At 39.0% G+C, this 22,473-nt stretch carries 22 protein-coding genes; 8 read left to right on the top strand and 14 right to left on the bottom strand.

Annotation, left to right across the window (positions count from 1 at the left end; genetic code table 11):
- Window positions 1-39 precede the first annotated feature (39 nt).
- Window positions 40-1,752: a DNA polymerase/3'-5' exonuclease PolX gene (gene polX, locus CI957_RS07710; RefSeq protein WP_096711298.1), complete on the top strand. Its 1,713-nt coding sequence runs from the start codon at window positions 40-42 to the stop codon at window positions 1,750-1,752.
- 586 nt (window positions 1,753-2,338) lie between these two features.
- The gene (locus tag CI957_RS07705; protein ID WP_096711299.1) at window positions 2,339-2,575 is read left to right on the top strand and encodes an amphi-Trp domain-containing protein; all 237 of its coding nucleotides are present in this window, start codon (window positions 2,339-2,341) and stop codon (window positions 2,573-2,575) included.
- Between the two features lie 320 nt (window positions 2,576-2,895).
- On the opposite strand, the gene CI957_RS07700 is transcribed toward CI957_RS07705, so the two are convergent.
- The 8 genes from CI957_RS07700 to CI957_RS07670 all read right to left on the bottom strand — a co-directional run bounded on the left by CI957_RS07700 (window position 2,896) and on the right by CI957_RS07670 (window position 14,285).
- Window positions 2,896-3,333, bottom strand: a complete 438-nt coding sequence (locus CI957_RS07700; protein WP_096711300.1) for a universal stress protein — start codon at window positions 3,331-3,333, stop codon at window positions 2,896-2,898.
- A 196-nt stretch (window positions 3,334-3,529) separates the two neighbouring features.
- The gene (locus tag CI957_RS10755; protein WP_206631056.1) at window positions 3,530-3,772 is read right to left on the bottom strand and encodes a C-GCAxxG-C-C family protein; all 243 of its coding nucleotides are present in this window, start codon (window positions 3,770-3,772) and stop codon (window positions 3,530-3,532) included.
- The gene (locus CI957_RS10750; protein WP_206631055.1) at window positions 3,759-3,947 is read right to left on the bottom strand and encodes a hypothetical protein; all 189 of its coding nucleotides are present in this window, start codon (window positions 3,945-3,947) and stop codon (window positions 3,759-3,761) included. The genes CI957_RS10755 and CI957_RS10750 overlap by 14 nt, the downstream gene beginning before the upstream one ends.
- Before the next feature lie 263 nt (window positions 3,948-4,210).
- Window positions 4,211-5,746, bottom strand: coding sequence for a class I SAM-dependent DNA methyltransferase (locus tag CI957_RS07690; RefSeq protein ID WP_096711301.1), 1,536 nt, complete (start codon window positions 5,744-5,746; stop codon window positions 4,211-4,213).
- Window positions 5,747-5,776: 30 nt separating this feature from the next.
- Complete coding sequence (locus tag CI957_RS07685; protein WP_096711302.1) at window positions 5,777-8,011, bottom strand: DUF262 domain-containing protein; 2,235 nt, start codon at window positions 8,009-8,011, stop codon at window positions 5,777-5,779.
- 27 nt (window positions 8,012-8,038) lie between these two features.
- Complete coding sequence (locus tag CI957_RS07680; protein ID WP_096711303.1) at window positions 8,039-10,027, bottom strand: restriction endonuclease subunit S; 1,989 nt, start codon at window positions 10,025-10,027, stop codon at window positions 8,039-8,041.
- Window positions 10,005-11,489, bottom strand: a complete 1,485-nt coding sequence (locus CI957_RS07675) for a hypothetical protein (RefSeq protein WP_132130882.1) — start codon at window positions 11,487-11,489, stop codon at window positions 10,005-10,007. Before CI957_RS07675 ends, CI957_RS07680 begins: the two co-directional genes overlap by 23 nt.
- A 39-nt stretch (window positions 11,490-11,528) precedes the next feature.
- Window positions 11,529-14,285 carry a DEAD/DEAH box helicase family protein gene (locus CI957_RS07670; RefSeq protein WP_096711305.1) on the bottom strand — a complete coding sequence of 919 codons (2,757 nt, stop codon included), beginning with the start codon at window positions 14,283-14,285 and terminating at the stop codon, window positions 11,529-11,531.
- Window positions 14,286-14,505: 220 nt separating this feature from the next.
- On the opposite strand from CI957_RS07670, the gene CI957_RS07665 reads away from it, so the two are divergent.
- Together CI957_RS07665 and CI957_RS11230 are read left to right on the top strand one after the other, a co-directional pair.
- Window positions 14,506-15,309 (top strand): hypothetical protein, encoded by an 804-nt coding sequence (locus tag CI957_RS07665; protein WP_128754602.1) that lies wholly within the window; start codon window positions 14,506-14,508, stop codon window positions 15,307-15,309.
- A 62-nt stretch (window positions 15,310-15,371) separates the two neighbouring features.
- Complete coding sequence (locus CI957_RS11230; RefSeq protein WP_241646002.1) at window positions 15,372-15,521, top strand: hypothetical protein; 150 nt, start codon at window positions 15,372-15,374, stop codon at window positions 15,519-15,521.
- A 117-nt stretch (window positions 15,522-15,638) separates the two neighbouring features.
- Here CI957_RS11230 and CI957_RS07655 read toward each other — a convergent pair whose 3' ends face one another.
- Together CI957_RS07655 and CI957_RS07650 are read right to left on the bottom strand one after the other, a co-directional pair.
- Window positions 15,639-15,938: a carboxymuconolactone decarboxylase family protein gene (locus tag CI957_RS07655; protein WP_096711307.1), complete on the bottom strand. Its 300-nt coding sequence runs from the start codon at window positions 15,936-15,938 to the stop codon at window positions 15,639-15,641.
- A gap of 66 nt (window positions 15,939-16,004) precedes the next feature.
- Window positions 16,005-16,214: a DUF1059 domain-containing protein gene (locus CI957_RS07650; RefSeq protein ID WP_096711308.1), complete on the bottom strand. Its 210-nt coding sequence runs from the start codon at window positions 16,212-16,214 to the stop codon at window positions 16,005-16,007.
- Window positions 16,215-16,327: 113 nt separating this feature from the next.
- Here CI957_RS07650 and rtcA point away from each other — a divergent pair, with 113 nt between their 5' ends.
- Together rtcA and cysS are read left to right on the top strand one after the other, a co-directional pair.
- A complete protein-coding gene (rtcA, locus tag CI957_RS07645; protein WP_096711309.1) occupies window positions 16,328-17,383 on the top strand; it encodes an RNA 3'-terminal phosphate cyclase in 1,056 nt (351 codons plus the stop codon).
- A 60-nt stretch (window positions 17,384-17,443) separates the two neighbouring features.
- On the top strand, window positions 17,444-18,859 hold the full coding sequence (gene cysS / locus CI957_RS07640) for a cysteine--tRNA ligase (RefSeq protein ID WP_096711310.1): 1,416 nt from the start codon (window positions 17,444-17,446) through the stop codon (window positions 18,857-18,859).
- 44 nt (window positions 18,860-18,903) lie between these two features.
- Here the strand turns inward: cysS and CI957_RS07635 are convergent, their stop codons facing one another.
- From CI957_RS07635 to CI957_RS07625, 3 genes are all read right to left on the bottom strand, one after another.
- On the bottom strand, window positions 18,904-19,287 hold the full coding sequence (locus tag CI957_RS07635; RefSeq protein WP_096711311.1) for a hypothetical protein: 384 nt from the start codon (window positions 19,285-19,287) through the stop codon (window positions 18,904-18,906).
- 84 nt (window positions 19,288-19,371) lie between these two features.
- Complete coding sequence (locus tag CI957_RS07630; RefSeq protein ID WP_096711312.1) at window positions 19,372-19,992, bottom strand: GTP-binding protein; 621 nt, start codon at window positions 19,990-19,992, stop codon at window positions 19,372-19,374.
- Between the two features lie 30 nt (window positions 19,993-20,022).
- Window positions 20,023-20,334, bottom strand: a complete 312-nt coding sequence (locus CI957_RS07625) for a cupin domain-containing protein (RefSeq protein ID WP_096711313.1) — start codon at window positions 20,332-20,334, stop codon at window positions 20,023-20,025.
- 303 nt (window positions 20,335-20,637) lie between these two features.
- On the opposite strand from CI957_RS07625, the gene CI957_RS10660 reads away from it, so the two are divergent.
- Window positions 20,638-20,778, top strand: a complete 141-nt coding sequence (locus CI957_RS10660; RefSeq protein WP_013037521.1) for a hypothetical protein — start codon at window positions 20,638-20,640, stop codon at window positions 20,776-20,778.
- Window positions 20,779-21,035: 257 nt separating this feature from the next.
- The gene (locus tag CI957_RS07620) at window positions 21,036-21,377 is read left to right on the top strand and encodes a hypothetical protein (RefSeq protein ID WP_096711314.1); all 342 of its coding nucleotides are present in this window, start codon (window positions 21,036-21,038) and stop codon (window positions 21,375-21,377) included.
- 240 nt (window positions 21,378-21,617) lie between these two features.
- Here CI957_RS07620 and CI957_RS07615 read toward each other — a convergent pair.
- Window positions 21,618-22,473: ISH3 family transposase (locus tag CI957_RS07615; protein ID WP_128754601.1), on the bottom strand; the 856-nt coding region annotated here is incomplete at its 5' end.

Here is a 22,473-nt window from a genome sequence, read left to right as displayed (position 1 = left end):
AGAGAATGCAACTACAGTTGAAGAGGTGAAACATCTGAAATGATCAATCGGGAAATAGCCAAACTGCTCTATGAGATTGCGGATATATTTGAATATAAAGAAGTAGAGTGGAAACCTCGTGCATACCGCAAAGCAGCCAGAAAAATAGGGGATATGAGGGAAGACATCTCAGGGCTCTACTCAAAAAAGGGCAGGGAAGGATTGGAAAATATTCCCGGTGTTGGGAGCCGTATTGCAGACCACATTGTTGAATATATTGAGACCGGGTCTGTGGAAGAATTTAGAAAGATAAAAAAGCAAACTCCCAGGGGTGCTAGTAATATAATAAAGATTAGAGGGCTTGGTCCTAAAAAGGCAAAAAAACTCATGGATGAACTTGACATACAATCAATACCCGATCTGAAAGAGGCAATTAAAAATCAGGAGATCCGCAAACTTGAAGGGTTTGGAAAAAAGACTGAAGAAAATCTGGATAAAGCAATTTCCCAATACGAAAAAAGCCATGAACGCATGCTTTTACCAAAAGCAATGGATTTGGCTGAAGAAATTATAGCTTATATGGAAGAAAACACTACCCTGAAAAAAATAGATTACGCTGGATCTCTGCGGCGGATGAAGGAAACGATCGGGGATATTGATATACTGGTTGTTGCTTCGGATCCTGAAGAAGTCATGGATGCCTTTGTTAATTTTGAAAATGTGGACGAGGTTGAATCCCGGGGTAAGACACGCAGTACAATAATATTGCAAAACGGCGGTCATGTAGATTTGAGAGTGGTTCCTGAAAGTAGTTATGGAGCAGCATTACAGTATTTTACAGGTTCAAAGGATCATAACATCGAACTGAGAAATCTTGCCCTCTCGAAAGGCTATAAGCTTTCTGAATATGGATTGTTTAAAGAGGATTCCAAAAAAAAGATTGAAGGAAAAAAAGAAGATAGGATCTACGGAAAATTAGGTCTAAATTTCATTCCGCCACAACTGCGGGAAAACAGGGGAGAGCTGGAATGTGCAAAAAATACACTTCCTTCACTGGTGAAATTAGAAGATATCAGGGGTGATCTGCATGTCCATACCTCTTACAGTGACGGTACGGATAGCCTCAATTCTATGATCACACAGGCCGATAAATTGGGATATGAGTATATTGGTATCACTGATCATTCCAGATCCCGCAAGATTGCCGGTGGTTTAGGGACCGATAAGGTAAAAGATCAGTGGAAGGAAATAGATAGCCTCCGCGAGGATTTTGATATAGATATCCTGAAAGGTATTGAAGTGGATATCCTTTCTGATGGAAGTTTGGATTGTCCGGATGACATTCTTGAGGAAATGGATATTGTCGTGGGATCTATTCATTCCGGTTATAAGTCTTCCAAAAAGAAAATGACTGAAAGGATAACTACGGCCCTGCAAAATGAATTCCTGCATGTGCTGGGACATCCTACAAGCCGCAAGATCGGTATTCGGGAAGCATATGATGTTGACCTTGACCAAATCTTCGAAACCGCGGCAGAAAACGGTAAACTTATGGAAATAAACAGCCAGCCCGAAAGGCTTGACCTTAACGACAACCTGATTTTACAGGCCAAAGAATATGACCTCAAGTTTTGCATAAGCAGCGACAGTCATTCCTCTGCACAACTGGATTTCATGAAATACGGTATCGGACAAGCATGCCGAGGATGGCTTACAAAGGATGATATTGCGAACACCTATTCACTGAAAAAACTGAAACGATTAATTGGCTGAAAGTTCCAAAACTTTTCCAAATGCCATTTTACGGGCAGGGATGTTAGGATTATTGTTAAAGAAGGCAATGATAAAAATACATTTCAAGTCCTTCTATCAGTCAAAGTGTAAAGAGGATTTGAGAGCAAAGGGGCCTTTTCCCAATGCTCTCAACTCATACCCCACTCCTCTTTTCAGTCGCAATCCCTATTACGACTGGTTGTGGTGAGAATTGCCTTTCCTCTCACTCCAAATTGATAAATGTGGTCTTTATATATATACAAAATGGCCAGAAATATTGTATGCAATTAGAAATTTTCAATAACATTTTAATTGATTTTTATGTATGTTTAGACTTTAATTAAAATCGACAATAGATAAATGCATATACAATATATGTCTTCGATGGGGGGTTAACGAGGCTTGTGACGGTAATTCCTTTTTCTTGTACACCCATCCCCAATAACACTCATATTTTTCAATATATCAGGTTTTATCTTTTAAGTGCAACAGCGAGGATTAATTTCCCGACTCTTCTTATCAACTATACTATATATCAGGTTATGTTAAATATCATATACTGATTCTTCAAACTTGGAGTGGGAATATGACAGAACCAGAAAAGGAAATTGAAAAGAATTATTCATACAATAAACAGGAACTTATTGGATTTTTGGATGAGTTTAAGAACCAAATTGAGGCTGGAAAAATAGAGATCGGACAAGAATATGTTGAGATACCCGATGGCAACATGGACGTAGAATACGGTTTCAAAATTGAAAAAGGCCAAAAAGATATTGAAATAGAAATAAAATGGAAAAATAAAAAGATAATAGTACTTTGAAAAGATTACATATAATATTATTGTATATTGATGAACAAGGAAATAAACTACATCAGATGCTATAAATTCCTTTCATTGTGATCTGATGGTGAATAAAACAATTTTCATCCTGCATTATACCCTACCCATCCCTATATCTATGTGATTTTTTGGGATATAAGTAGCGGAACGAGGAGTTTTGGACTTTCTTATTTATTCCCGGTATAGTTTAAGGTTTTTTGCTTTAATATTGCTTTAAAAGGTGAGTCTATTTAGTTGATCATGAAAAAAATAGTAAGATGGAAATGTTCCATCTTTGAATTATTTATAGTTTGGTTGTCTTATGGGACGACCATCACAGACGTTTTCGCATGACGTACGACATTTTCTGCTACACTTCCCAATAAGAGCTGGGTTAGACCTGTTGCACCCAGTGTCCCCATTACGATGAGATCTGTATTGTTTTCCTTAGCAAAGTTTACAATCCCCTCAGAAGGGTAATCTTCAATGGTAACTGGTTCTACTTCGACTCCAGCTGCTTTACCCACTTCAACAACATAGTCAGTGGCATCCCTGCCTTCTTTTTCTAAATGGGTACGCGTTCCTTCAGCCCAGCTTTCTCCGCGAACTGCAGCAGAAACACCTACTGGCGGTATGACAAATAGGGCCTTGACCTTTGCATCGGTTGATTTTGCAAGATCTATACCCCAATCTACCGCATTCTTTACATTCTCAGATCCATCAGTGGCGATTAATATGTTTTCAATTTTCTCACTCATTATAATACCCCCGTTTATTATACAGAGAAATAGACTTATATAGTTTATGGTCAAAACACTGATAGAACTGTTAATATAAATTAAATATTAATATAGTATATTTTATATTTTCTTTATAGTTATAAATGAGTTTTTTCTATACACCGGATGACAATAATGTGTATAATCCAAAATGAATTCTATGATTGGTATCCTTTCACAGGGTTGGTTCAATGCCTTCATCCAGCAAGACTTTTGCCGTCCATTTCGCTGCATTTCCCGTTACACTTGGGCATTTATCATCATGCCCTCCAGCTTCTTCAAAAGCTTCAAATTCTTGGGGATCCCACAGATTGTAGGACTTCCCAAATACTTCTTTTTGGATATCATTACAGATGATACTACCATATTCATCAATGAATTCTTCTCTAACTATCCTTGATAATTTAGATGAATCCATCCAGTGAGCCTCCGCCAGCAAGGGAGTGGGACGCCTGGATCACTTCATCATCGATTCCACCAAAAATATCCTGAATTGCGGAAAGAACTGTTTGAGAGCAGTAACCATATTTTCTTTCGTACTCAAAACCTTTATCGTAAGCCCTGTCTAGAATTTCCTGCTCATTTTCGACCATAAAATACCCCCTTTACCAAATAATGTTGTCCTCGCTGTGGATATATATTTTCCTTTCAGTGTTGAGTTGTTTGGTTAGTGTAACCAAATACAATTTCCAAAATGCTGGGTATTCAATAGGATAATTGTAGCATGATAAAATACCAATTCTGTAGAAATTATGTCTAAATTAACAGCCAACAAATCTTGATAATCGTGTGAATATCGAGGATTTCTACAAAGGCTAAATACAGTTCTTATAATTGAACTCAAATCACATTCGTCTTATTCTATCTTCAAATCTCCCGCAGGTTCCCATTCATCTGATTTTTCATTCTGCACATTAACCGTAGTCATAATCTCCTGAAAACTTTCAAGGGCAGATTCCAGATTCTCAACAATTTCATTTGCCAGAATATCCGGTTCAGGCAAATTGTCAAGGTCGGCCAGACTTTCATCCTTGAGCCAGAATATATCCAGGTTGGTTTTGTCGCGTGCTATAATTTCATCGTAGGTGAATCTACGGAAACGTCCCTCTGGATTGTCTTCACTCCACGTTTCTTCCCGGTTGAAACGGTTCTCCGGGTTGTAGCACCTGATGAAATCTTCAAGATCGGAGTATTTCATCGGGTTCTTTTTCAGCGTATGATGTACATTGGTACGATAATCGTAAATCCATACTTCTTTTGTCCAGGGATCTTTAGCAGCCTTTTTTGCTTCAAAGAAAAGCACGTTTGCTTTTACACCGTTTGCATAGAAAATGCCTGTAGGCAGTCGCAGTATGGTGTGCAGGTCGGTGGTTTCAAGAAGTTTCTTGCGTACGGTTTCACCAACCCCGCCTTCGAACAAAACGTTGTCCGGAAGGACCACTGCTGCCTTACCTCCGGCTTTCAACATGGTGCGGATATGTTGCAAGAAGTTGAGCTGCTTGTTACTTGTGGTGACCCAGAAGTCCTGCCTGTTATAGGTGAGGTCCTGCTTTTCAATTTCCCCTACTTCGTTTGTGAAAGTCATGCTGCTCTTCTTACCGAAGGGAGGATTGGTGAGAACGTAGTCGTAGCGTTTCCCTGCGTCGGCAATCAGTGCATCGGTGTTGTCGATCATCGGTTCACCGTCGATCTCACCGATGTTGTGAAGGAAGAGGTTCATCAGTGCAAGCCTGCGTGTTCCGGCCACAATTTCGTTGCCTGAGAAGGTCTGATCTTTCAGGAAACGATTCTGTTCCTGATTCAATCCTCCTTCCCGGTTCTTGAGGAAGTCATAGGCTGCCAGGAAGAACCCACCGGTACCACAGCAGGGATCACCTATGGTTTTGAGGGGTTCGGGTTGCAGGCATTCCACCATGACCTTGATGAGAGGACGGGGTGTGAAATACTGGCCTGCACCGCTTTTGGTATCTTCTGCATTTTTCTGCAAGAGCCCTTCGTATATCTCACCCTTGGTATCCACACCCATCATGACCCAGCTTTCCTTATCGATCATGTCAATGACCTTGTACAGCATTGCCGGGTCACTGATTTTGTTCTGGGCTTTGAGGAATATCTGGCCGAGCATGCCGGGCTTTTTCCCCATTTCCTCAAGCAGCTTCCTGTAATGGGTGTCCAGTTCTGCCCCGCGTTTCTGTTTCAATTCTTCCCACGAGTATTCTTCCGGAATCCCGATATCCCGGTTGTAGGGCGGCTTGTTATACTCGCTGGCCATCTTCAGGAAAATAAGATAGGTCAATTGCTCGAGATAATCTCCGTAACTGACTCCGCCGTCACGCAGGACGTTGCAGAAGCTCCATACCTTGGATACGATGGATGATGTGTTTTCTGACATTGTTGGACCTTTGATGATGCATTTACAGATTTACTTTAAAATTCCTTTAAACCATGCAATTGCAGCTTCGCCATCATGTCTTTCTATTGGACTTACCTCTCTGCTATGCCTTATCGCATTTCTAAGTGTTGATAGTTGCTTGAATCTGGTTTGCAATTGATTTTTATTCTTGAAGTAAGGTTCAAAATGTGGCCAGTTTAATTTAGATGCCATTATATCGTAATATTCAAAGAGGTCAAAATACATTATTCGTTTAGAAAATAGATTAAAATCATTATCTGATAAATGAGGGTTTTTCCTTTTCTCACTTTCAATCCTTTTCTCAACTTTTTCTTGTATATGCCCGGGTGTATTCTTCTGATATGCTTTATGTGAATCTTCAAAAGAATTAACGATAAAACTTCTTAAAGAATTCTCGATGCTCTCTATCTCATTATCCAATTCTTTCAAAGATATGGGGACATTAATTTTTTCTTTTATCAATTGATTTTCTATTGCATTAATAATAGTGTTTTGTCTTTCTCTCAAAAAATCATCCAAATCACTTTTTGTGAATGGCTTTCTCAATAAAATACTTACAGCCTTTTTACTTATCAAATGGGAAGCGAGAACATCATAGACTTTTTCATTATCATTGTTATCAAACATTTCTTTTAAATATTCATTAGGCATCCTGTTGTTTATAATATGCCTATTTGTTGTAGGTGATAGCGGAGTACGGTTTAGAATACGGTTTATGGTTGGAACATTTTCATCCTTGAAAACCGAAGCTGGAACAATGTGATGATCATCAAGGGATTCATATTCTGGTAATTCAAAAGTAGACCAATCTCTTGCTCCATTGATGATAAAAAGATTAAAAATTGCATTATATATAGCAGATCCTTTAGGATTATCGTTTAATAAGTCTATATTTTTATATGTGCTAAAAAACTCCTTTATTACTTCGGGTTTATCGTCTTCATTGTTAAACCACTTTTTGAGATCTTGAAAATCTTTTGCAGATATTGATTCAACGCTACTTGAATAACGGTTTGTGAAGATTGAAGCCCAATACCATTTCCTGATTTTTGCTTGCATATCAAGTTTATTTTTTCCATCACTTTCCTCGACAAAAGCTTTAATGGCTGCAAAAGCCGGAATTATAGATGGATAAGGAACAAAATAAGGATTGATTGCCCCATATTCACGTGGATTTTTTAAAATAGTTATAGTCTTCTTTATCGCATCAACCGAACGGGACCATTTTTGCTTGAAAGTTTCTTCATCTGGTATGAGTACGATTTCATCTTTTGTACGATCTGGTTTCTTAATTGTTTTAGTTGCTCCAGGTACCATGTAATAGAGATATTTTGCCGAGCAATAATATTGTTCCAATATAGACATTACCTGCAAAATGTAAATTTTCATTTTTTTAGGTTTGGTGAATTGTAATTCTTCTTCTGCCTGTTTCCACATTTGCTTTAAATAGATCTCTTTGGGTCTAAGGATGGCATTCAATAGATCAAAAATATCGAGTTTTACACCTTTACTGTTTATCTGAGTAAATATATCGCAAACTTTGGCAATATCAATATCACGATCAAGTTCAATGTAACTGATAAAATACTGGTTGAATAATTCCTCTATTATATCTTTAAATTCTCGTGCATTTTTAACATAAACTGCATATTGATCCCGTTTTAATTCATTTTCGGCATCTACATTTTCGAGCTGGTTGGTCCAATAATCACGATAACCTTTTATCCAGTCACCTGTTCCCCATGTACCTTCTTTCATTTCAGAAAGAGGGAATAAATGATGTTTATATTGTTCTTCCTTATTTTGAAGAATATTAGTATATTTTTTTGATGATGTGTCATAGAAAAAAGCTTCTTCGTATTCTTCATTTAGTAATTTGTTTATGTTAAGGAAATAAACGATTGGGTTTTTTCTTCTAGGGAAGGGTTTTCCCGGATTAAAGAAAGCATAGTAGATAGCTGTCAAACGTTGTTGTCCATCCAAAATTATGTGTTGTGGGTCATTACTTCCTTCAAATCCATAAATCGGTTCACAGCTCAATATCTCGTAATTTTCTTTGCTTCCTTTCCACAACAATAAGGTTCCAATATAATAATCCATGAATATTGAGCGAACAAGTGAAAGAACATCCCATGGTTCCCACTCGAAATCACGTTGAAAATCAGGAATAATATAATGTCCCTTTTTAAGTTGGTCTATGAGGCTTCCTAAATGGACTTTTTCTGCTTTCTCTACATTCTTCATATTAATCTCTCACTTGGTTTTATTGCTTTATTTCGCACCGGCTTTCTCCGCCTGCACCTTCTCCAGCAGCACTTCGGCAGGCTCCCAGTCTGGTGCATTGTGCACTTCTTCCAGTTCCTGCTGGTTGAGCAGTTTCCCCTCAAAGGCCTTTTTCAGGATGCTCTGGCGCAATGCTTCTGCCTTTTCCAGATTCTCTTCGATGTCCTGTTCGACTTTATCGCATACCGATAGGCGGGTTTCGATTTCGCTGACGATGGCTTGTTGTTCTAAAAAAGGACAAAGTGGATATTCAAAATTGCTTAATTGACTTTGATTTATTGATGCCATACCAACTGTTTGTTGAGCATTTCTATTGAAGTAATGATTTGCTGAAAGGAAAAACCAATAATTTACGAGTTTTGAATTGATTTTTGAATTTAATCTCAATCTAATATTTTTACTTTCATAGACTGAAAATTCCATGTTTTCTGGAATTACTGCAGTCTTCCCTACTAACTCTCTACTATTCACTCGATTTACCAATAAATCGCCAGCATTTAACCCATACTCATTTTTTTCATTTTCTGTGAGTATAATTCTTTTAATATCAAACCACTCAATTATTCCATTTTCGATATTGTACATCCTAAGACATGCAGTTCCTTCTTCAGAATAGAACGACTTTTGTTTATAAATTCCATTTTTCATCGATTCAGTAATTTCACCCACTTTTATCCATTTCCATTCTTTAGGAATTATTGGCAATTTCTCTAATTCATTATCTGAAAGAAAGTTACCTCCTTTGACTTTTTTTGGTTTGGAAGGTTTTTTCCCTTTTTTCCCTTTATTTTCCCACTCTTTAACAGCCGTTTTCCATTCATCCAGTTTCCGGTTGTAGCTTTCTTCCCTCTCCTTCTGAATCTGCTCCAGCAATTCTTCCGCATCCGGCAGGTCGGTCTGCTGCTGTCGCCACTGCTTCGTAAGTTCTCCCTCAAATGCCTTCTTCAGCACCGCCTGCCGGTACACTTTGAGCTGCTCCTGTGCCTTTTTGAGGTTGGCGATGCCGTTGTCCAGTTCGCTGAAGAGTTGCTCTATTTTGGAGACGATGGTGCGCTGTTCGGGTAGGGGTGGTAGGGGATATTGATAATTCCAAAGAATCGTAGGATCAACATGAGGCGTTCCTGTTCCCTTTGGTTTTGTATTTATTTCAAGATATTTAGATTTCAAAAAATAATAAGCAAACTTATTTTCTGTAGCATGGAACTTGAGACGCATTAAGGTGCTACCCAATGCACCTTTTATTGCCTTTCCAACATAGCCACTACGGGATCCATCCCAAACCATTAAGAGGTCATCTTCTTCACATATTACACAATTCTCGCCATCAGTATAATATTTTATTTCCCCTTTATCAAAAGCCCTGATATCGATATATGGATATTTGAATACATCAGACGCTTCTGATTGTTGGTTTTTTGGTTTTTTCCCTTTTTGATATATGGCAAAATCGCCTAAACGAACTGTTTTCCATCCGTACTTCTCCTCAGATTTTAAAATATTCTTATTCAGCATGTTTTTTTGCGTATCCAATTTAATGTCCATATCAGTGCGATACTCCTTACCAGATTCCATTAACACCGGCTCGTAATCTCTGAAATAGTCTAAAGGCAGATAATAATAAGATTGAGGTGGTCTAAAGTCCTTTTTTAGCAGATAGGGATTGATTGGTTCGGAGAATTCATGGAGATGGCTAATCTTGATTGCATAACCAATTTCTGAATTCTTAAAATAGTCAAAAAAATCATTTTTGGCAATACCTCCATATTCATGACATTGATCCCATATATTTTTTGGATAATCTTCGATAATGCCGGCAATTTCAAATGATGCAACAATTTTTTTAATCGGTGAACTGGAATATATGAAGACTTTGGTGATGTCTCTTCTTTTAAAAATGGACTTTCGAAACTCGAATTTCTTTTTTCCTTTTAGAATTTCATCAACATATTCTGGTTTAATTGACAGTAAAACGTTCATCGAGTTTGCCACCACTTTTTAGGGCTACATATTGTTCATGGTTTATTTCTGTTATTGATTGAGGGTGGCTCTTAAGAATATCTTTTTCCTTCAAATAGCTTAAGCTTAAGGGATTTGGCAAGTAAAAATGGTGTTTAAATGGAATCACAAAAACGTTTTCCTTTGCCCATCCCATGAGTTCCTCATCGGAATAAACGCTTCTTTTGCCCACAATTCTTTTCAGTTCTGTGGGATCTGTTGTTCTAATTGGATCTTGGTCGACCACACCTATAGCCGTAATTGCTTTTTGATCTTTAGAGCGATAGAACAGAACTATACTTCCCGGAGTTATTTTTGTTATTCTTGAGGACGATAAATAGGCTTTTTTAATTGCATTTCCAGGAACGTTTATTTCTGTATAGTCATCAAAAGTCAACTGTCTTCTGGAATAATCAGGAAAAAGAGTGTCATGATATTCTGGTTTGATTGGAACGATAAATTTTTTGATGCTTTCATCATCTTTAAAACATGGATAATATCTATTAGCAATCGTAAGAGGCTCTAAGCTTGTGTCTTCCACTTTAAATTTTTTCAAATATACATCTTCACCATTGCAGGTTCTCTTTCCAATGTTCTCAAAACCATAATTTCCAATTACATATACTAGAGGATCATCGTTTGTTTCAAAATGGGTGAGGTATATCTCAAAGAAATTGTTATTTATACAGTATTGAAATGCTAATTTTAGGAACAGTTCTCCCATTTTAGAACCGGACAAATCTACCTTTAAAGTTGTTATTTTGACCCGAGGTTTTATAGGTTGAGGAGGAGAGGTGTCTATTGCTTCAGTTTCCTCTTTGAGCATCAGAAATCCCTTTATTTCTCCTTCCTCTTCATATATCCAACATTTACGACTTTGTTTCACACATTTTTCCGTCCACCACTGCTGAAAATCGGTATAATCTCTTTTTAGGGAATTAAAAAAGGGTTGATTAATGTCTATTTCATGAGCATATAATTGTTTTAATAATGTATGTTTGGGTTCATGTCTTTTATATAATCTTTTGAAATAGTCAAGTGCTGAAGAGATCGAAAAAACGCGATGGTCAACATCCAGTCGGAATGCTTTCCTCCTTATTCCTTTGTCTTCTGTAATAATAAAATCTACGAGATTTTTATAAAGTGAATACAGTATTTCGTTATCATTTATGTCATGTGAATTTGAAGGTGTTCCTACTAAAGATACAAATGAATCATCTGGCAGAGGTGGTGATGGTAGTATTGGATAACCACGAAGTTTTGATAGAATCATCTCTCTTCTTTCAGCGTCATTATCATTTTCTATATCCTTGAGAGAAGCAGGATGAATTACTTCTTGATGACTATGTTCTCTGATTAGTGCAAGTAACTCTTGTAGATCTGGAGAAAGAATTTTCGGGTCCTGTATGGGAATCAAAATATTAGTGTCATATAGAATTTTCATGCCATCACACAAATTCATTTATTGAAAGATTATAAGAGCTCAAATCGCCAGTGCCTCATTCAATTCATCTATCATCGTGTTCATCTCATTCCCGAAGAGCTGGTACATCCGGCCACGTCCTCCCAGTGCATCAAACGGGGCATAGTCCAAGTCGTCTATTTCCAGATGGAAACTGGTGGCCACGTAATCCCTGATCATTCGCAGCCAGCCCATCTGGTCCTCATTGAATTTCAGGGTACCGGCCTGCTTATCGAATACCCAGTTCTGGAAATTCCTGCTTACGGTTAAGTCATAGGAAGTCAGTACCGGGTCGATCTCGGTAACCCTGCGGATCAGGGAGATCAGGGCTGTGAGTTCGTTCTTCGGGGAATTCCCGTTGACCTCTTCCAGCTGTTCGTAGGCCTGCCAGACTCTCAACGGAGCCAGGTAGGGCTTCTCAGCTTTTAGTTTTTCCAGCACTTCCTTGATCATCCTGAAAGTGACATCCCTGCGCTGATAGGGCTGGTTATAGAAAATCTGCAGGGCAGTGATCTCCTCCCGGTTTGCCTCCAGATAGGCCTTGAAATCACTCACCACTTCATCAGCCCTGATCACAGCATCCTCATCCCACTCCGCTCTCAGGACCGTATCCGTATTTACAGTATCGATGATCTGCTCATGTACTTTGCGCACATTTTCCAGATACTCATTCAACTGGCCGGTAAAGGTAGCTCTTGCAGTGCTGAATAAATTCCCCCGGGCCTTCTTTCTGGCTTCATCTTCAGAAATTTCCGGCTCTTCTGTCTGAATCGTTTGCGTCTTTGCCTCGATTACATCCGGGTTGTGGGCATTGAGCAAATCCTTAATGGCCTCATTGATTTCTTTCCCGCCGGTCTTCTCGGCAAAGGTTTCCCGCTCCTGTGGTGTAATCTGTTTTTCCAATCTGGCCAGCCGGTTGGCCAGGGAAACATACACATCCTCATCCTCTGCTCCGAAGGTGACCGCTCCAAGCAGATCCTTCATAGGTGTGCCCTTCTTGCGCTCCAGAGACCTGCTGTCGGTCTTCATGGACCTGGTAACACCCACAGCATCCACGATCACAAAATGTGTCTTGGCCGAGATTGACGAGGGAGTCACCTTCTGCAAATCATCAAAATCCAGGGTGCGTGTACCGCGTCCCTTCATCTGCTCGAAATAATTACGGCTCTTCACATCCCTCATGAACATAAGACATTCCAGCGGTTTGACATCCGTGCCGGTAGCAATCATATCCACCGTAACCGCTATTCTGGGATTGTAATCATTCCTGAACTGGGACAGGACGGATTTTGGGTCCTCATCCACCTTGTACGTCACCTTCTTGCAGAAAGCATTCCCCTCTCCGAACTCTTCCCGGACGACCTGAATAATATCATCCGCATGACTGTCCGTCTTTGCAAATATCAGGGTCTTGGGTACCTCTTTTCTGCCCGGGAAAATCTCGGGAAGTTTATTCTTGAAAGTGCGAATTACATTTCGTATCTGGCTGGGATTAACCACATCCCGGTCCAGCTTATTTGAAGTATATGTGAAATCCTCATCAAGCTGCTCCCAGCGTTTTTTGCGGGACAATTTCTCCCGTTTATCGACAAACTCCTCGGCCTTGATCTCTGCTCCGTTTTTAGTGATCTCGGTCTCAATCGTATAAACCTCATAACCCACATTCACTCCATCTGCCACGGCTTCCTCATGGCTGTACTCGCTCACCACATTCTCATTGAAAAAAGCAAAGGTACGTTTATCCGGTGTAGCCGTCAGGCCGATCAGGAATGCATCAAAGTAATCGAGAACCTGCTGCCACAGATTGTATATGGAGCGATGGCACTCATCGATAACCACGAAATCAAATTCTTCTATGGGGACATTCTCATTATATACAACCGGCAGGGGCTCTTTCGATTTCCACTCTTTTTCAGCCGGATTTTCCTCTTCTGATTCCTCGTCCAGTTCTTCATCCTTCAGTATAGAATAAAGTCGCTGTATAGTGGAGATGCAAACCTGGCTATCCGAGGAAATATAATTGGAAGTCAAGCGCTGCACATTGTAAAGTTCGGTAAATTTGCGGTTATCATCATTGGGTACATAGGCCATGAATTCCTGTTCAGCCTGTTCTCCCAGATTACGTGTATCCACAAGGAAAAGTATTTTTTTAGCATCGGCAAACTTCAACAATCTGTAAATGAACGTAATGGCAGTATAGGTTTTTCCCGATCCTGTAGCCATCTGCACCAGAGCACGGGGACGGTTTTTTTTAAAAGATTCTTCAAGATTGTAAATGGCCCGAATCTGGCAATCACGTAATCCATCTGTTTTAAAATCGGGCATTTCAAGGAGTCTTTCCTTTAAACTCTTCTCCTGTTTGAGATAATGTAGAAATGTTTCCGGGCGATGGAATGAGAAAGCAGGCCTGGACCTTGGTTTTGGGTCCCGGTAATCAGTATATCTTGTAACTTTCCCCGTACTTTCATACACAAAAGGGAGTGGTTCATTATTGAGGTACTTCAACTTGCTCGTAGCATATTCAGCTGACTGCTCTTCAACAACAGTGAGGTGGTGCCCCTCCTCTTCCTTTTTGGCCTCGATAACTCCAACAGGTTTTTGATCCACAAAAAGTACATAATCTGCAGGGCCCACCTCGGTCTGGTATTCCTTTATCGCAACACCGGTTGAAGCGTTCCAATCAAGCTGATTCTTAGCCTGTACAGCCCAACCAGAATCATTCAACTTCTTATCTATAAGATCTCTAGCTACCTGTTCGGGTTTTTGGTTGTGGCTCATGCGTTTGATCTCGCTGAAGTAAACTTATTTCTTTAGGATATGGAAATTAATTGTGAATTGGTCTGGATCATTGTATTTATCTATAATATGTTTGTTAATTAAAAGTTTAATGATTTTATGCTGTTTTTGTTGGACATGTTCAGAATTTTGATTAAAAATAATTTTTATATCTTGCCTTCCACATATCTATACCATAGTAATTTATTGGGGTGTGGTCGGTGTGCGGTTAATAAACCTTAAAAAAACATCATTAAAACGAAATCCTCGTATAAATGAAAAATGGATACAGGAGCAAATATCTTCCGATCCTTCAATACTGGGCCTTGGAGATTTGATTCTAAAAGATATAGAACGCAATCATCGAGGTGCTGGCAGGCTTGATCTATTGCTTCAGGACCCTGATTCTTTAAAAAGATATGAAGTTGAAATTCAATTAGGTAAAACAGATGAATCTCACATAATCAGGACTATCGAATACTGGGATAATGAAAGAAAGAAATATCCACAATATGACCATTGTGCTGTGATTATAGCCGAGGATATTACAAGTCGCTTTTTTAATGTAATCCAGCTCTTTAACGGCAACATACCTATTATTGCCATCCAGATGAATGCTTATGAAGTGGAAAACACTGCCGGCATTGCTCTGACTTTCACAAAGATACTGGATGAATTTGAACTTGACCTTATCGATGAAGATGAAGAAGTAACTGAAGTTGTAGATAGATATTATTGGGAAAATAAAGGATCTAAAGAAACAGTGGAACTGGCAGATCGTTTACTTCACTTAATCAAAGAGATCGATCCCACTTTTGAACTCAAATATAACAAATACTATATTGGTTTGACAAAAGACGGTTTGGCAGATATTTTTGTAAGTTTTAAGGCAAGGAAAAGTTACCTTATAATGCGATTAAAACTTGAAGACATCCAAAACGATCTTCTTGAATCAGGCCTGGACCTTAATACGGTTTTAATGAAGATGGACAAAGAATATCATTTCAGGCTGGTCCTCGCTGGTTAAGCGTACATGGTGGCAGCTGTGTAAGTTGCCATGGTGTTGATGGAAAAGGTGGTGTGCCGATAATGATGGGTACTGCAGTGCCTCCTGATATCACCTATGAAGCATTGACTGCTGATGCGCACAATGAGGATGAACATGAAGTTCATTCCGTTTATACTGATGAAACCATCAAGACGGCTATTAAACAAGGAATTGATCCGTCGGGGGAATGACTGGATTATACGATGCCGCGCTGAGACATGTCCGAAAAGGGTCTCAACGACCTGATTGAATATTTAAAGGCCCTGTAATTGACCAAAAAATATATTGAAGGATTATTGCCTGCAATCTCAGACAATATCCTTCAATGCATTTGCAGCAATATGTACACTTCCTACTCCTGAAACATAATTGGCTATTCGTACTGCCTGCATCACTTCTTCCTTTGTAGCTCCGGCATTGATTGCCTGTGTTGCTAGGTTTCTGACTCCGTTCTCAGCTCCTTTCGATGCATCAAGTGCCATTGCAATCAGGAATTTATATTGTAAGGGTATGCCTTCTTCGGAGAATGTCAATTCACCGCCTTGCTCGATTAAACCAAACAGATCTGGATCTGCTTTCTTTATAGTATTGAGGGGATTACCTGTCATTTTGATTGCTCCAGTTATTTTGAATATAAGTATTGTAATACGGATTGATTAATTCAGATAATTAATTTATAGTGCACCACATCCACACCCTCGTCCGGTGAGGGTTGATATCCGGTACTTTATCTCCTTAATCTCATCTTCAGACATCTTTTCCAGTTCTTCTCCATGGACTTGCTTGATGTGGTCAAGCATCTTTTTTTCTACATCTTCCTGTTTGGTTCCTGTAGCCATTAAATTACATTTGAAACCCAAGTCCCTGCATTTGACTATTTTCATTCCTGTGCCCTCCTCTATTTAAAAAAAACATTAATTATCCTATAAACCATTTTTGGTTATACAGAAGAGGAGCGTCAGGTAAAATATTAAATAAAGAAGTATAATTAATTTCTATGTCTGATCCTATCTTAGTAGATGGTTCCACTGGAGAAGGTGGTGGACAGATCATAAGGACCTCTGTAGCTCTTTCTGCGGTTACAGGGTTACCTGTGAAAATCATCAATATTCGTGCACAAAGGTATGTCCCGGGTTTGCGAGCCCAGCATGTGGCCGCAATTATGGCGGTTGCACAGTTGTGTAATGCAGAAGTGAGGGGAGTATCGGTAAGTTCAACGGAGATTGAGTTTGTGCCCGGTCCTATAATATCCAATCACATAAAAATAGAAATTCCTACAGCAGGTTCAATCGGCCTTGTCCTGCAGGCCCTTCTGATTCCGATAACCATAGCAGATCAAGATGTACAGGTCTCTATTCATGGAGGTGCCACCTATGGAAAATGGAGTCCGTCTCTTGCTTATATACAGCATGCTCTCTGTCCCATTCTTTCAATGATGGGTTTTCATGTGACTATCCGGATTCTCAGGGAGGGTTACTATCCTCGTGGAGGAGCTCAGGTTTTGGTCAAGGTAGTACCACCGAAAGATTGCATTAAAGCCATTGATCTTTATGAAAGAGGAAAACTGCTGGATATAAAAGGAGTTGCCCATTCGTCCTCGGACCTCGAAAGGGCAGATGTATCTGCAAGGGAAGTTGATGCCATACAGGATTATCTTGCGCAGAGATATGAGGTACCAATAAATATTGATGCCCAATATTCACCCTCTTATTCCACCGGATCAGGAGTAACCCTCTGGGCTGTTTTTGAAAATTCTACTATCGGGATGGATAGTCTCGGGGAGCGTGGTGTCAAAGCTGAGAAAGTAGGAATCGATGCTGCAAAAAATCTTTCACGATGCATTAGAGCAGGTGCAACAGTTGATGAATTTATGTGCGATCAAGTGATCCCCTATATGGCACTGGCCAATGGTCAATCGCGCTTTAAAGCAACATCTGTAACCAGTCATGCCAGAACAAATATGGATATTGTGAACAGATTCCTGAATGTCAAATTTTCGGTATTAAGAGAGCAAAATTTATGGGTAGTGTGGGTGCAGTCATCAAATAGCTGAAAGTTAAATGTATTGATTAAAATAGGAAGGCGTAAATTAGTGTAACAGGTGGTTGTTTGAATGTTACAATTGTATAATACTTTAACAAGGAAAAAGGAAGTTTTCAAACCTTTAAAGGAAGATGAAGTTACAATATATGCATGTGGTCCTACGGTGTATAATATTCCGCATATAGGTAATTACCGAACCTTTTTAATGACCGACAATCTGGTACGTATCCTGAAGTATTTGGGCTACTCTGTGAATCTTGTAATGAATATAACAGATATCGATGATAAGACTATCCGGGATTCAAAGAAAGCGGGAATGTCCCTGAAGGAATTTACAGAAAAATATACTGAAGAATTTTTCTGCGGACTTGATATGCTAAACATAAAACGAGCCTCTGCTTATCCCAGGGCCACTGAAAATGTGGATGGAATGATAGAGCTGGCACAAATACTGATGGAAAAAGGGCTTGCCTATGAAAAGGAGGGTTCGGTGTATTACAGGATTTCGGCTTTTCCGGATTATGGTAAGCTTTCAAAACTGAATTTCAATTCAATTAAGATGGGAGCATCGGTTGATGTCGATGAATACGATAAGGATAATCCCCGGGATTTTGTTTTGCTGAAAGCATCCACACAGGAAGAGATTGAAAGGGGTATTTACTATGAAAGTCCCTGGGGTAAGATCAGGCCCGGATGGCATACTGAATGCTCGGTAATGTCAATGAATCATTTTGGACCTTCCCTTGATATTCATACAGGTGGAGTGGACCTGATATTTCCCCATCATGAGAATGAAATTGCCCAGTCTGAAGGGGCTACAGATAAACCCTTTGTAAGGTACTGGATACACGGGGAACACCTGATAGTTGACAGCGAGAAAATGAGTAAGTCAAAGGGTAATGTTTTCACTCTCCCAAAACTGGTTGACAAATATGGGGGAGAAGTTGTGCGCTTCATGTTTATGTCCGTGCATTACAGAAAGAAACTGGATTTTTCCGACTCCTTTGCCCGGCATGCACAAAACAGCTATTTCAAACTCAGGGAAACACTGGAAAATCTGAAGTTCGCTATAAAGAGCGCAGATGATAATGAATATCCTTCTGATCAGGAAGTGATAGACCTGCCTGACAATCTTGAAGATGATTTCAGGAACGCTCTGGAAGATGATATGAACATCCCGAAAGCAATTGCAGTTTATCATGAATTATCCCGTGTTTCCAACCAGTATCTTGAAGCCGGCAGGAATAAGGATGTACTTGAAAAACTTCTTTCCCTCTACAGGAAGTTTGCAGATACCCTTGGCCTTTTTGCACAAGAAGGTGAGGAAGTTCCAGAAAAGATTATGGAGCTTGTAAAGATACGTGAGCAGGCCCGAAATGAGAGGGATTGGGAAACAGCAGATGCTTTAAGGGATAAAATTGTGCAAGCGGGATTTGTTGTGCAGGATACCTGTGAAGGGCCTAATGTAAAGAGACAAAAGTGCTGATAAAAAGATTATTTGCACTTCTGTCTTGAGGGTGGAAAAGTGGATTAATAGTATACCACTGCCACATCATTGCCTTCCCTGTGTACAACCGGATACTGGGCTTTTGGTACCATGACGGTTATGCGTGACCCGCTCAGATAAATTTCCTCAATACTTGCTCCATCTTTGAATAGAACTTCTATATTGTTGCCGGTAATAGTGGCATTATCAACCCTGGTGCCCCATTCCACCACAACATTGATTGAATCACCATTTATGTACAGATCGATATTTTCCTCGTCATACTGTACGGTTTCCTTGATATTGTCCCCTTTGATTTCTACAACACCGGATTGGACTATTGATCGATTTGTGTCGTCTGCACATCCACTGGTAAGTAGTATTGCAGAAAGGACGAAAATAGCAACAATTGATTTTATGAATTTCATTGTTACCTGTTAACCAATTCAATTATTTAACCATTTTCAGATACCGGTGCTGTCTCTCTTCCATGTAATCATAATACAGTCATTTCACGATTTCATATCCCGCATTCTTCCATCGTTATTTAGCAATTGATCCGTGAAAGATCTAAATTCTTCATCAGGTTTATGTGCAGAAATTCCCAGTATGGTTGAATCAGGGTTAGCATTACGGAGAAAATCTTTTACATTTCTGATATTTTCATCTTTTGCAGATTCTGTTTTGTTCAAACAGATTATGTCAGCCTCTTTAATCCTGTCGATGGCAAATTTGGGCAATTTACTAATATCAGTGATGAAAGTTTTAGGATCTACAATATTTACAACAGGAGCAAAAGACATATCCGGAATATTCATCGGTTCCAGGCTTGCTTTTATCTGGGACGAGGATGCAGTTGATAGAAGTTCGATTATCACAAAATCAGGATTTGATTCACGGGTTGCATTTTTTAAAGTGCTTTCCAGATTGAACCTGAGACTGCAGGGAACGCAGGCGTTTAGCACTTCTTTTGTGATTATATTTGTGTTTTTGATATCATTATAACTGACTCTTCCTTCCTCGGTAAATATTATAACAACCTTTTTCCCCTTATCCGCAAAACTCTTAGCCATTTCCTTTATTGTGGTCGTTTTCCCGCTTCCTGGAAAACCATTTATGATAATTATCTTCATACAACCACACCTTTAATTCATGTAATTTATTTACTTAGTCAGGCACAGAAGTACTGCGAGGTCTTCTTGGGCTTGAAGGGAGTGAGGTGCATTTGCAGGCATGAAAATGAATGTACCTTCTTCCATTTCGATTTCATTTCCATATAAACGGAAGACACCCTTTCCTTTCAGGACCTGGACCACTCCTGTTTTTGTGGATGTATGTTCATCAATATCAGTTCCACCTGCAAGACACATAAGTGTGTAATTATAGGTGTCTGATTTTGTCAGTACTGTACTGAAGATTCCCTCTGTGGGAAATTGCATCAATTCATTCAAATCTTTTGAAAATCCTTTGTCCATTGTTTCACCTCTTATTATCACAATTTATATTTTAGGCAATTGCAAACTTATCTCTGTATTTTTATTTATTTTTCCCGATGTGCCATTTGATCAATAAACCGATACCTATTATAATCAGGACAAATACAAACATACCCACCACAGTATGGTAACCATAACCATAGTACCCAAATTCGTTCATTTAGTTTCCCCTGCAATAATATATTAAATATACTCTGACAACATGTATTAATTTTGCCTTAATGTCTATGATAGATGCGGGTTTTGTGGATATTATCTAAAAATGAGTGAAAGGTTAAAACAATGACAGACGATATAATGAAGTCCATGTTGGACAAAATGGCAAAGGATGGTTTGTTAAAATACAATCCTGAAACGGATACCTATGATGTAACTGAACTGGGCAATCAGGTATTCAATAATCAGGAAGAATCTTCTTCCTGAAATAAATACAATGGACATTTATAAAATTAGACTGTAGCCTCTTCTTTAAGACCAAACAAATATATATTTAGTTGTACCTATTATTATCTGGAAGGGAAACATAAATCGGGGAGTTGTGAATTTCTGAATCGGCATTCGGTCATCTTAAGACAGGTGGTGGTTTTGTCCCTGGTTTCAAATATAGTAGATTGACTTACTGGTTGACTTTAACTCATGCCGATTGTGAATCCTATCTGATCAGTAATGGGGTATTATACATGGAAAAGATAAAGAAGATGGGTCTTTTAGGCGCAACTGCATTGATTGGTGCAGGATTGGCAGCTATGTCCGAAGAGCGAATAAGGGAATTTGTAAAGGCAAGGGTCAAGGAAGGTGCCATAAGCAAGGAAGAAGGCAAGGTACTTGTCGAGGAGCTTGTTAGCGAGACCAGAAAACAGAGGTTGAATCTGGAGAAGAATGTAGTGGAAAAGCTGCACAACACGCTTCAGACAGCCGATAAGGAACTTGCAGATTATGCGGATTCGATAGATGAAATGAAGATTCGGGAACTTGAGGGGGAACTTGAAAAAATGAAAAGCCTGAGGAAAGGCGATAAATAACTGCTGTCTTGGCTATTCGATTATTCACCATTTTACTGGTGAATAAATTATTCTTTTCCTTGAATGTGACTGTTTCTCTTGCGTCCTATATATTAGATATTGCTCTCTGCAAGTTTTGACTTACAATCTAACGCTTGAATCAAAATATCAGGTAACTTTGAGTGTATGGTATATAATGTCTGATATTCAATGTCAGTAGTTCTCTAATTTTCTTTCCATCTTGTTCCTACCCCTATTGAATTACCTTAAACACTGCACTACTAGCTGAATCCTTAACTTTCTCCTAAGCCATTCTTCAACAAACAGAATAAATCTGGCAAACCTGAACTTGTCTTCATCAATGGTTATTGGACCTGGTTTTACGATTGTAAAATGCTTTTTCTGGAGGTATATCCATACATTTCTGAGCAGGAACGATATTATAGTAAAGAAATATCTGAAAGTTACATCTTTTGTTGATGTCCTTGGTTTAACAACATTTCTCATCCTGTAAGATGATTCGTAAGCATTCCGTCTTCTGTAGACGTTACTAACCTTCCTTGGAGGCCACTTAACTCCATAAACAACAAACCCAAGGTTTTCACATCCGTATTTGCCTCTTTTACCTTTCATATACTTCACATCAATTACAATATCCAGCTGAACTTCTTGTCTTTGAGCATTCTTCATTACATACTCTGCAGACCTTGCTTTTCTCCCGTTAAGCAGTTGCTTGATTGCGTTTCCCCTTTTTACTACTGGTGTAATGTGAGAAATCTCCTTGTCCTGTAAGAACTCAAACACATCAACTGAATAGAACTCTCGATCCAGGCAAAGTACCTTGATATTGAAATCCAGTTCTTCGATAAGATCTATGAAATAAGTGAGGTAATCAACTTTTGTTTTATTCCTTTCAACAGGAAGAACTGCAAAAGTAAATCTCTCGTTCTTGTTTATAATGGACAGTGCTACATATGAATAAAAAGAGTTTGTTGATTTCTTGGCCTGACTACGTATCACGTAGTCTTGATTGAATGAATCAACTTTTCCATAATATGGATCATTTGTAAAATCGATAGCAAACTCATACTTTTTTTCTGGTTTCAGAGTACCGACA

The sequence above is a fragment of the Methanohalophilus sp. WG1-DM genome (genome assembly GCF_004104135.1).
In the GTDB taxonomy this organism is placed as follows: Archaea; Halobacteriota; Methanosarcinia; order Methanosarcinales; family Methanosarcinaceae; genus Methanohalophilus; species Methanohalophilus euhalobius.
Note: the sequence above shows the minus strand (reverse complement) of the source record. Positions and strands in the feature narration are given on the sequence as shown.